Genomic DNA, 12,017 nt, shown 5'->3' with positions numbered 1-12,017 from the left:
ATGAGCTTACGTGAAAAAACCATCAGCGGTGCGAAATGGTCGGCTATCGCCACGGTGATTATCATCAGCCTGGGGCTTATCCAGATGACGGTGCTGGCGCGGATCGTCGATAACCACCAGTTCGGCCTGCTGACCGTATCGCTGGTGATCATTGCGCTGGCCGATACGCTGTCTGACTTCGGTATTGCCAACTCCATTATTCAGCGCAAGGAGATAAGCCATCTTGAACTGACCACGCTGTACTGGCTGAACGTTGGGCTGGGGATTGTTGTCTGTGTGGCGGTGTTCCTGCTTAGTGATGTGATTGGCAATGTGCTGCATAACCCGGATCTGGTGCCGTTGATTAAAACGTTGTCGCTGGCGTTCGTGGCGATCCCGCACGGACAGCAGTTTCGCGCACTGATGCAGAAGGAACTGGAGTTCAACAAGATTGGGATGATTGAAACCAGCTCCGTGCTGGCGGGCTTTACGTTTACCGTCATCAGCGCCCATTTCTGGCCGCTGGCGATGACCGCCATTCTTGGCTACCTGGTCAACAGCGCGGTACGCACGCTGCTGTTTGGCTACTTTGGTCGCAAGATCTACCGTCCGGGCCTGCACTTTTCGCTGGCGTCCGTTTCGTCGAATTTGCGCTTTGGCGCGTGGCTGACGGCGGACAGCATTATCAACTACGTCAATACCAACCTTTCCACGCTGGTACTGGCGCGCATTCTCGGGGCCGGTGTCGCGGGGGGCTATAACCTGGCGTACAACGTAGCGGTGGTGCCGCCGATGAAGCTCAACCCGATCATCACCCGCGTGCTGTTTCCTGCATTTGCCAAAATTCAGGACGACACACAGAAGCTGCGCGTGAACTTTTACAAGCTGCTTTCCGTGGTGGGGATCATTAACTTCCCGGCGCTGCTCGGCCTGATGGTGGTTGCCAATAACGTCGTGCCGCTGGTCTTTGGTGAAAAGTGGAACAGCATCATTCCCGTGCTGCAACTGCTGTGCGTGGTGGGGCTGCTGCGCTCGGTCGGCAATCCGATTGGTTCGCTGTTGATGGCGAAAGCGCGCGTGGATATCAGCTTTAAATTCAATGTTTTTAAAACGTTCCTGTTCATCCCGGCGATTATTGTTGGCGGGCACATGGCGGGCGCCATCGGCGTGACGCTGGGCTTCCTGCTGGTGCAAATCATCAACACCATTCTGAGCTACTTCGTGATGATCAAACCGGTGCTGGGTTCCAGCTATCGTCAGTACATCCTGAGCCTGTGGCTGCCGTTGTATCTCTCACTACCAACGCTGGCGGTGAGTTATGGGTTGGGCATTGCGCTACAGGGGCATCTGTCACTGGGCGTGCTGTTGGCGACACAGATTACCGCCGGTGTCCTGGCGTTCGCGGTGATGATCGTGCTCTCGCGCCACCCGCTGGTGGTGGAGATGAAGCGCCAGTTTTGCCGCAGCGAAAAAATGAAAGCCCTGCTTCGCGCAGGTTGAACCTTACCGCCGCCATCCGGCAAAACCATGCCTGATGACGCTGCGCTTATCAGGCCTACAGGGCGCATGGCGCTTCGGTTATCGGACCGGGAAATAACGCTGTAGGCCGGATAAGGCGATAGCCGCCATCCGGCAAACCATGCCTGATGACGCTGCGCTTATCAGGCCTACGGGACGCATGGCGCTTCGGTTATCGGACCGGGAAATAACGCTGTAGGTCGGATAAGGCGATAGCCGTCATCCGGCAAACCATGCCTGATGACGCTGCGCTTATCAGGCTCACGGGGCGCATGGCGCTGCGGTTATCGGACCGGGAAATAACGCTGTAGGCCGGATAAGGCGATAGCCGCCATCCGGCAACGATTTTACGAGGGTGAAATGAAATTACTGATTCTGGGCAACCATACCTGCGGCAACCGTGGCGATAGCGCGATTCTGCGCGGCCTGCTGGACGCCATTAACCGCCTCGAACCTGATGCGGAAGTGGACGTCATGAGCCGCTACCCGGTGAGTTCGTCCTGGCTTTTGAATCGTCCGGTGATGGGCGATCCGCTTTTTTTACAGATGAAACAGCACAACAGCGCGGCTGGCGTGGTGGGGCGGGTGAAAAAAGTCCTCCGCCGTCGCTACCAGCACCAGGTGCTGCTTTCCCGCGTTACCGATACCGGCAAGCTGCGAAATATCGCGATTGCTCAGGGCTTTACCGACTTCGTGCGTCTGCTCTCGGGCTATGATGCCATCATCCAGGTGGGCGGTTCGTTCTTCGTCGATCTGTACGGCGTCCCACAGTTTGAACACGCGCTGTGTACCTTTATGGCGAAAAAACCGCTGTACATGGTAGGCCACAGCGTGGGGCCGTTCCAGGATCCTCAGTTCAACCAGTTGGCTAATTACGTTTTCGGTCACTGTGACGCGCTGATCCTGCGCGAATCCGTCAGTCTGGAACTAATGAAACGCAGTGAAATCACCACGGATAACGTTGAACACGGCGTGGATACCGCGTGGCTGGTGGATCATCACGAGGCGGACTTTGAACCAGGGTATGCCGTTCAGCACTGGTTGACGGTGGCGGCGCAGCAGAAGACGGTGGCGATCACCCTGCGTGAACTTGCTCCGTTTGATAAACGTCTGGGCACCACTCAGCAGGCTTATGAGAAGGCCTTCGCTGGCGTGGTAAACCGCATTCTGGATGAGGGGTATCAGGTTATCGCGCTGTCCACCTGTACCGGCATCGACAGCTATAACAAAGACGATCGCATGGTGGCGCTGAATCTGCGCCAGCACGTCAGCGATCCGTCGCGCTACCACGTGGTGATGGATGAACTGAACGACCTTGAGATGGGCAAGATCCTTGGCGCATGCGACCTGACGGTTGGTACGCGCCTGCACTCCGCGATTATCTCGATGAACTTCGCAACGCCTGCGATTGCCATTAACTACGAACACAAATCGGCAGGCATCATGCAGCAGTTGGGGATGCCGGAGATGGCGATAGATATTCGTCACCTGCTGGATGGCAGTCTGCAAGCGATGGTGGCGGATACGCTGGGACAATTACCGCAGATCAATGAGCGCCTTGCACAGGCGGTGCGTCGCGAACGCGAGCAGGGATACCGCATGGTGGAATCGGTGTTAACACGCATCGGGGAGGGGAAATGAAGGTCAGCTTCTTTTTACTGAAATTTCCGCTGTCGTCGGAAACCTTCGTCCTCAATCAAATTACCGCGTTTATCGATATGGGCTTTGACGTTGAGATTGTCGCCCTACAGAAAGGCGATACGCAAAATACGCATGCCGCCTGGGAAAAATATGGTCTGGCGGCCAGAACACGCTGGTTGCAGGATGAACCGCAGGGACGCCTGGCAAAACTGCGCTCTCGGGCAATAAAAACGCTGCCGGGGTTGCACCGGGCGGCAACGTGGAAATCACTTAACTTCACCCGCTATGGTGATGAGTCGCGTAATCTGATCCTCTCGTCGATCTGTGCGCAGGTGAGTAAACCGCTGCGTGCGGATGTCTTTATCGCTCACTTCGGTCCGGCAGGCGTGACGGCGGCGAAGCTGCGCGAGCTGGGGGTCATTCAGGGCAAGATTGCAACGATTTTCCACGGCATCGATATTTCCAGTCGGGACGTCCTTAACCATTACACACCGGAGTACCAGCAACTGTTCCGCCGTGGCGACCTGATGCTGCCGATTAGCGATCTCTGGGCTGGACGGCTGAGAAGCATGGGCTGTCCTCCCGAGAAGATTGCCGTTTCGCGAATGGGCGTGGATATGACGCGCTTTACACACCGGCCAGTGAAAGCACCCGGCACGCCGCTGGAGATTATCTCTGTTGCACGACTGACCGAGAAAAAAGGGCTGCATGTGGCGATAGAGGCCTGTCGCCAGTTGAAGGAGCAGGGCGTGGCGTTTCGCTATCGCATTCTGGGCATCGGTCCCTGGGAGCGGCGGTTGCGCACGCTGATTGAGCAGTATCAGCTTGACGATGTGATTGATATGCCGGGCTTTAAGCCCAGCCATGAAGTGAAAACGATGCTGGATAACGCGGATGTCTTTCTTCTGCCGTCGATCACCGGTGCGGATGGCGACATGGAAGGGATCCCGGTGGCGCTGATGGAAGCGATGGCGGTGGGGATCCCGGTGGTCTCTACCGTTCACAGCGGGATCCCGGAACTGGTGGATGCCGGAAAGTCTGGTTGGCTGGTGCCGGAAAACGATGCCCGGGCGCTGGCGCAACAGCTCGCCTCGTTCAGCCAATTTGACCGCCGTACGCTGGAACCCATTATTCAGCGCGCGCGTGAAAAAGTTGAACATGATTTTAATCAGCAGGTGATCAATCGTCAGTTGGCCTGCCTGCTGCAAACGATGTAAACCGAGGTTGTATGCCAGAGAAAACACTCTCCCGACGTACCTTCCTGACGGCAAGCTCCGCGCTTGCCGTACTTCCTGTCCTCCATTCTCCCTTTGCCCGCGCTATTGCGTCCCGTAAAACCGTCAACATTCAGGATTACGATGCGAAAGACTGGATTGCCTCGTTTAAACAGGCCTTTAACGACGCCGGGACCGTCGTGGTGCCGGCGGGACTGGTGTGTGAGAACATCAATACCGGCATTGTTATTCCACCGGGCAAAACGCTGCATGTGCTGGGCCGTCTGAGCGGCAACGGGCGCGGTCGCTTTGTGCTCCAGGATGCCTGCCAGGTGACTGGAGAGAAGGGCGGCAGCCTGCACAATATCACGCTGGATGTCCGCGGTTCCGACTGCGCAATTACCGGTCTTACGATGAGCGGTTTCGGGCCGGTGACACAAATTTATATCGGCGGGAAAAAGCCGCGCGTGATGCGCAATCTGGTCATTGATCATCTCACCGTGACCCAGGCCAATTACGCGATACTGCGCCAGGGGTTCCACAATCAGGTTGACGGTGCGCGTATTACTCACTGTCGCTTCAGTGATTTGCAGGGGGACGCCATCGAATGGAACGTCGCGATTAACGACAGCAATATCCTGATTTCCGACCACGTGATTGAACGGATCAACTGTACCAACGGCAAGATTAACTGGGGGATAGGCATTGGGCTCGCGGGGAGCACTTATGACAACACCTATCCCGAACAGCAGACGGTCAAAAACTTTGTGGTTGCCAACATTACCGGATCAGATTGTCGGCAGCTGGTACATGTCGAAAACGGCAAACATTTTGTTATTCGCAATGTTAAGGCGAAGAACATCACCCCGGATTTCAGCAAGAAGGCGGGCATCGACAATGCGACGGTCGCCATTTACGGCTGCGATAATTTTGTGATTGATAATATCAACATGGTCGACAGTGCCGGGATGCTCATTGGCTATGGCGTGGTTAAAGGGAAATATCTCTCCATCCCACAAAATTTCAAACTCAATAATATCTCCCTCGATAACACGCAGCTTGAATACACATTGCGCGGCATTCAAATTTCGTCGGGTAATGCGACCTCTTTCGTTGCACTGACCAACATCGAGATGAAGCGGGCGACGTTGGAGTTGCACAATCAGCCCCAGCATCTCTTTCTGCGCAATATCAAGGTGATGCAGGAATCAGCAACCGGTCCGGCGCTGAAAATGCACTTTGACCTGCGTAAAGACGTACGCGGCAAGTTCATGGCAAAAGACGACACGTTGCTGTCGCTGGCGAACGTGCACGCGGTGAATGAGAAAGGGCAAAGTTCAGTGGATATCGACCGGATAAACCATCATGTAGTGAATGTTGATGCGATCAACTTCCGGTTGCCGGAGGGGAGGGGGTGATTTGCGACCATTCCTGGCAAAACCGGTCCATACTTAAGATTATGGCTACTGCAATTTAACACCGAGCGGCGTAGCATCAGTCACAAAGCAGCAATGATTTCCTCAACTAATTCATGCTGGCTAAAACGAGTCAAAAGGCTATAATTCAGCAACCATTTACAGGTGGATGAAATAATGAGTAATTTGAAAGCAGTTATACCGGTAGCGGGTCTGGGTATGCACATGTTGCCAGCCACCAAGGCAATTCCCAAAGAGATGCTGCCGATCGTCGACAAGCCAATGATTCAATACATCGTTGACGAAATTGTGGCTGCAGGGATCAAAGAAATCCTCCTGGTGACCCACGCGTCTAAAAACGCCGTTGAGAACCATTTCGACACCTCTTATGAACTAGAGTCACTCCTTGAGCAGCGCGTGAAGCGCCAACTGCTGGCGGAAGTGCAATCCATTTGTCCTCCGGGCGTCACCATCATGAACGTGCGCCAGGCGCAGCCGCTGGGGTTGGGTCACTCTATTCTCTGCGCGCGTCCGGCAATTGGTGATAACCCTTTTGTAGTCGTATTGCCTGATATCGTCATTGATAGCGCCAGTGCCGACCCACTGCGTTATAACCTTGCTGCGATGGTTGCGCGCTTTGAAGAAACAGGGCGTAGCCAGGTGCTGGCGAAACGTATGGCGGGCGATCTTTCCGAGTACTCTGTTATCCAGACGAAAGAGCCGCTGGATAATGAAGGCAAGGTGAGCCGCATTGTCGAGTTTATTGAGAAACCGGATCAGCCGCAGACGCTGGATTCCGATCTCATGGCGGTAGGGCGTTATGTCCTCTCTGCGGATATCTGGGCCGAACTGGAAAGAACCGAACCAGGAGCCTGGGGCCGTATCCAGTTGACTGATGCAATTGCAGAACTGGCGAAAAAACAGTCTGTTGACGCCATGCTGATGACCGGCGACAGCTACGACTGCGGCAAGAAATTGGGCTACATGCAGGCGTTTGTGAAATACGGACTGCGTAACCTGAAAGAAGGGCCGAAGTTCCGCAAAGGTATTGAGAAGTTGCTTAGCGAGTAAGTTTAAAAAATAGACGTCCCGACAGGCGTAAAAAATAACGGTAGTCAACATTCGGCGCGGCGATGCAAGTATGCCTGGAATGTTGCTGCCGTTTTTCTATTTTAGAAAAAGATTTGTGATTTCATTGGTTTAACTACAAAATTTAGCACCGCTTTTTATAAGATTTCTTCTTGTTTCTGACATCAATTGGTAAGACAATTAGCGTTTGAGTTTTGAGGCTTTGCGGCAGAGAAAGCAGAGCTTAACACGTCTGTGAGAGTACGCAGTGCACTGGTAGCTGTAAAGCCAGGGGCGGTAGCGTGTCTGAATAATGAACAATGGAAATAAAATCATATAGCTTTAATTTAATACAGGAAGGAAATTTCTATTGTTAAAAATACAAAGTTCGCAGCCACTATGGTTAAAATTGCTGCCTAAAACATTAGCTCTTAAGCTTATAAATAAAAAGGAACTAGTAGTAGTTATTAATAATGGCGCATGGTTGCTCTTTGATAAGCTTGTTAGACTGTTGTTAGGCTTATTGGTTAGCGCATGGGTTGCTCGTTATCTTGGACCTGCTCAGTTTGGTGAATTATCGTATGTGCTAGCGTACTTAGCATTTTTTCAAACAGTATCCATATTGGGTATGGATGGAATCATCGTGCGGGATATAGCGAGAGATAATAATAAAGCAGGGGAAATATTAGGTACAGCATTTGTACTTAGGCTTGCAGTTGGCACGGTATGCTGGCTTATTGCTGTTGGAGGTATGATAATAGTTAATGGTTGGCAAGATCGTAGTGTATATATTACGGCCCTTGCAGGAGCTATATTGATTTTTCAAGCGGTTGATACGATCGACTTATGGTTTCAAAGTCAAAGTCAAAGTCGGAGAACAGTTATTGCTAAATTATTCTCATACTTTATTTCAAATGGAATTAAGGTCGCTTTAATTTTAAGTAAAGCTCCATTAATTGCGTTTGCAGTAGTCGTCGCGTTAGAAACATTAATTAGCGCTATTGCTTTGATCTACGCATATCGAAAGTTTCCATGTGGTAATTCATGGATATATTTAAAGAAAAAAGCATCAGGAATTATTAATGAGTCATGGCCATTTATCTTAAGTGGTTTATCAATTGCTATTTATATGCGTATAGATCAAATAATGATTAAGGAGTTTTTAACTGATGCTGATTTAGGTATCTATGCAGCAGTTTTACCTCTGGCAACATTGTGGTCTTTTATACCAGTAACTCTTTCTGTCAGTCTTGCCCCATTAGTTGCCAGAATGAAACAACAAGGGGAGAACGAATATTGGGACTGTCTTAGCAATATATTTCGTATATTCGCAATGCAAGCATGGATTATTAGTGTTCCCATAGCTTTATTATCAAATACTATTATCAATGTTCTATTAGGTCAAGAATATCGTGGTGGTACAATTGTACTTTCTATCGTGGTATTTTCGAATGTTTTCATTAGTATGGGAGTTGCGCAAAGTCTATGGATATTAAATGAAAGGAAATCAAAAATTAGTCTTTATCGGACAGTAATAGGTGCTGTAGTTTGTGTGGTGTCTAATTTAATTATGATTCCAAGATTTGGAATTACAGGCGCAGCGATAAGCGCATTATTGGCGCAAGCGTTTTCATCATTTTTGGCTAACTTCGTTCTGTGTCGCAAAATTTTTTATATGCAATTTTTTAGTTTGTTCTTGATAAAATTCAAGTGAGACACTATACAAAATAAATAAAATTGATCAAGGTATTTTTCTCTATGCTATATAATAGGCAAGGCTGTATTCTTGTATTAAATATATCGACATGTTTGAAAATTATACAGCAAGTAATTAATAACATTACTTATGATGTAAAAAATAAATGATAATTTTCTTGTTATTACTATAATTTAAAGGTGCCCAATTTGAATATAGCTTTGTCAATTTTTATATTATCCTTCGGTATAATTACTACAATTAAGGCAATAACGAAAAAAAAACCAATGTTGCTTATTTTTTGTGTCTTTTTTACTATATATTTGTCTCTTCGTCCAGTATTGTTAGCTTTAGGCTACTATAATATATATGCTTATTTGAATAAGTCTATAGATGACTATAGTGAGAAAGGATTAATGATATGCTTGCTATATACTCTATTATCATTCTTAATTTTTTTGTTAGTTTACTTCAGAACGAAAAAAACATTCAAAATTTCAGAAACTGATGGTTCAAATGATATTGCGGCAAATAGCAAAATTAATGTTTTTCATTTTCTTCAAGTGATTTTTCTTGTATTATCATTAACTATTCTACCATTTTATATTTGTTTCGTTTTTATTTTGTGCTTAATGTTCTATAATATTATTAAGTTCAAGAGGTTTGGTGTTTATAGTAATTTATTACTTTGTCTATTCTATTATGTTTTTTTAATGCTTATGCTCTACTTTCTATCTGACGACAGAAGGGATTGGTTGGTAGCAATAGGAGCGCCTATATATATATACTTATTTGTATATATGAAAAGTGTAGTTAAAATAATTATTCCTGGTGCTTTGGGATTGCTCTTGCTGGTTTATGTCAGCGTAGCATTTCGGAGTGGTGGTAATATATTTAATATTGAAGCTGTAAAAGACAGGGCTGAATCAATTCAATCCACTCTAGTTGTACTTGAAGTAGAAACTGATTTTAGCATCGTTTATGATGATTATTTATTACTATTCGATGACAGATATTCGAGTGTAGATTATTTATATGGTTTAACTTTAGTTAAGCCTTTTATTTCATTTATTCCAAGGGAATTACTTCCGGATAAACCAGAAACATCTAGTAGATTATTTCCTAAATATTTTAACCCACCATTTTATTCAGTGGGAGGAAGTGAACCTGTAACCTTATTTGGCGAGCTATATTGGAACTTCTCATATTTCTCTTTAGTTATATATGCTGCATTAGGTTATCTCTTGGGCTTAATAGATAACACGTATTTACGCAACAAGAATAATTTATTATATTCGTCCTTGGTTTTATCACTGAGTTTAACAGGTTTTCATTTGCTAAGAGGTCCTATAGATTCTTTTTTCTTTATATATCTATGGCTGGCTCTTTCATATTATGCATTAAAAATAACGCAAAGAATAAGATAGGTATTGATCAATGAATCATGAATTAGCACCGATATGTCTGTTTGTGTATAATAGATACAAGCATACATTAAAAACAATAGAGGCTCTAAAAAAGAACAAATTAGCAGAGCAGTCTGATATTTACATTTTTAGTGATGCGGCTAAAAATAATCAGGCTATTGAACCTGTGCAAAAAATAAGAAATTATATAAAGCTGATTGATGGTTTTAAATCAGTGACTATAATTGAATCATCTAATAATAAGGGATTAGCAAATTCTATCATTTCTGGTGTGACAGATGTAATCAATAAGCACGGGAAAGTAATTGTTTTTGAAGATGACTTAATCTCAAGTCCATTGACTCTTGAATATTTAAATTTGATGTTGAATACCTATCAGAATTTTGAATCGATAATGTCAATTACAAGCTATTCATATCCAAATAGCACCGTAAAAATAAGTTCTGAATATGAATTCGATAACTATTTCTCGGGAAGACCTTGTTCGTGGGGATGGGCTACATGGAAGGATCGTTGGACTGAAGTTCAGTGGGATGGAAAGGTTTATGAGGATTATCTGTATAACAAGAGGATGCAAGAAGATTTTAAACTATATGCAGGTCGAGATATAGATAGGATGCTAAAAAAACAACTTAAAGGTGAGATCGATTCTTGGGCCGTAAGATTTGTATTCAATTGTTTTCTCCTAAAGAAACTGGCTTCTTATCCTGTTAAGTCCTATATCTCTAACATTGGAACTGATGGTTCTGGGACACATAAAGGCGTCAACGAAAGTTATATTATTAATCGGATTTTAAACGAAAAACTACCAACTAGATTGTCGTACGAATTTGAAGTTAACGAAAAAATTCTTAAAGAATTTAATAAATTTGTTAAGAAAAAATATTATTTTAAAAGATTAATGAGACTATTGAAAAGTAAATTCCAATGATCAAGAAAATTTTGAAGGAGTTCTTTATTCGTTTCACTTTTATCACAAAAAATAAATGTGGTAAAAAGAAAGCTTTGCTTTGCTTTATTGTTCATCCCTTTTTTGTCAAAGGGAAAAAACATCCAAATAGTATTGAACTCGAAAACATTGTCTCAATTCTAGAGAAACTAGATTATCATATAACGGTTGTAGATTATCGTAGAAAGAAAATATTTGGAATGTATGATTTAGTTATAGGGTTTGGTGATTGTTTCGAATATGCTATAACTCACAATCTTGGGAAAAAAAATATACTTTATTCAACAGGATTTCCTGCCTTTATTCAGAATCAAAATGCTTTGGAAGCTTTATTTAGGTTTAAGAAAAATTATCCAAACAAAGTAATTGGTTCGGCAAATAAATATGTGAGAATAACTGAAAATGTCTGGCCAAACCAACTTGTAAAAAGTGATGCAATAATTACTATTGGAAACGAATATATAAAAAAATTATTTGAGTTGTTTCATGACAGGATATATTGTGTACCTTCGACATGTTTTAGCTTAGATAGTACTACTGCTAATAAGGGCAGTATAGAAAATTCAGAAATTGAGCTAAATAGCTTTATATGGTTTGGTGGCAAGGGATGTATACATAAGGGATTAGATCTGTGTATCGACGCGTTTGCGGGAAGTCATTATAAGTTATATATTGCTGGTCCATTGGATGATGAAATAAAACTTTTCCAAGATAAATTGCTTCAATATCCTGAAAACTTTGATTACTTAGGTTTTCTTGATATTGAGTCGAGTGAGTTTAATTTGCTAGCAAAAAAAATACCTTTTTCTATTTTACCTTCCTGCAGTGAAGCAATGGCAACGTCGATAGTTACCTTATCTTACAACTTTGGTACTATCCCTGTAATTACGAAGGAATGTGGTTTTGACTTCAATCTAGATATGATTCAAATCGAATCCTTGACATTGCAAGCTGTGCAAAAAGCAATATGGGAAGCTGGTCAACTAAGTATCGATAATATTCTCAGTAAAAAAAAATCCATTAGAAATCATTTCATTAAGTATCATAATCAGCATATTTTCAATGAAACATTTATGCTGTCACTGAAAAAAGAAATCAGATAGGTATCAA

Annotated in this window: 9 protein-coding genes; all 9 read left to right on the top strand. The window is 45.0% G+C overall.

Annotated features, from left to right (window positions below):
* The 9 genes from wzxC to QQZ17_RS17665 all read left to right on the top strand — a co-directional run bounded on the left by wzxC (nt 1) and on the right by QQZ17_RS17665 (nt 12,010).
* Complete coding sequence (gene wzxC / locus QQZ17_RS17705; protein WP_152403715.1) at nt 1–1,479, top strand: colanic acid undecaprenyl disphosphate flippase WzxC; 1,479 nt, start codon at nt 1–3, stop codon at nt 1,477–1,479.
* Between the two features lie 378 nt (nt 1,480–1,857).
* Entirely contained in the window at nt 1,858–3,138 is a 1,281-nt protein-coding gene (gene wcaK / locus QQZ17_RS17700; protein WP_152403717.1) for a colanic acid biosynthesis pyruvyl transferase WcaK, read from the top strand.
* The gene (wcaL, locus tag QQZ17_RS17695) at nt 3,135–4,355 is read left to right on the top strand and encodes a colanic acid biosynthesis glycosyltransferase WcaL (protein WP_152403719.1); all 1,221 of its coding nucleotides are present in this window, start codon (nt 3,135–3,137) and stop codon (nt 4,353–4,355) included. Before wcaK ends, wcaL begins: the two co-directional genes overlap by 4 nt.
* Nucleotides 4,356–4,366: 11 nt before the next feature.
* A complete protein-coding gene (gene wcaM / locus QQZ17_RS17690; protein ID WP_152403721.1) occupies nt 4,367–5,770 on the top strand; it encodes a colanic acid biosynthesis protein WcaM in 1,404 nt (467 codons plus the stop codon).
* 174 nt (nt 5,771–5,944) lie between these two features.
* The gene (gene galF, locus QQZ17_RS17685) at nt 5,945–6,838 is read left to right on the top strand and encodes a UTP--glucose-1-phosphate uridylyltransferase GalF (RefSeq protein WP_152403723.1); all 894 of its coding nucleotides are present in this window, start codon (nt 5,945–5,947) and stop codon (nt 6,836–6,838) included.
* 367 nt (nt 6,839–7,205) lie between these two features.
* On the top strand, nt 7,206–8,549 hold the full coding sequence (locus QQZ17_RS17680; protein WP_152403725.1) for a flippase: 1,344 nt from the start codon (nt 7,206–7,208) through the stop codon (nt 8,547–8,549).
* Between the two features lie 191 nt (nt 8,550–8,740).
* On the top strand, nt 8,741–9,958 hold the full coding sequence (locus QQZ17_RS17675) for a hypothetical protein (protein ID WP_152403727.1): 1,218 nt from the start codon (nt 8,741–8,743) through the stop codon (nt 9,956–9,958).
* Nucleotides 9,959–9,968: 10 nt separating this feature from the next.
* Nucleotides 9,969–10,889, top strand: coding sequence for a glycosyltransferase (locus tag QQZ17_RS17670; RefSeq protein WP_152403729.1), 921 nt, complete (start codon nt 9,969–9,971; stop codon nt 10,887–10,889).
* Nucleotides 10,886–12,010 (top strand): hypothetical protein, encoded by a 1,125-nt coding sequence (locus tag QQZ17_RS17665; protein ID WP_152403731.1) that lies wholly within the window; start codon nt 10,886–10,888, stop codon nt 12,008–12,010. The genes QQZ17_RS17670 and QQZ17_RS17665 overlap by 4 nt, the downstream gene beginning before the upstream one ends.
* Nucleotides 12,011–12,017: the final 7 nt, after the last annotated feature.

Source organism: Citrobacter sp. T1.2D-1 (assembly GCF_950098555.1).
GTDB lineage: Bacteria > Pseudomonadota > Gammaproteobacteria > Enterobacterales > Enterobacteriaceae > Citrobacter_A > Citrobacter_A telavivensis.
The sequence above is the reverse complement of the archived record's forward strand: the minus strand, read 5'-3'. Positions and strand labels throughout refer to the sequence as shown.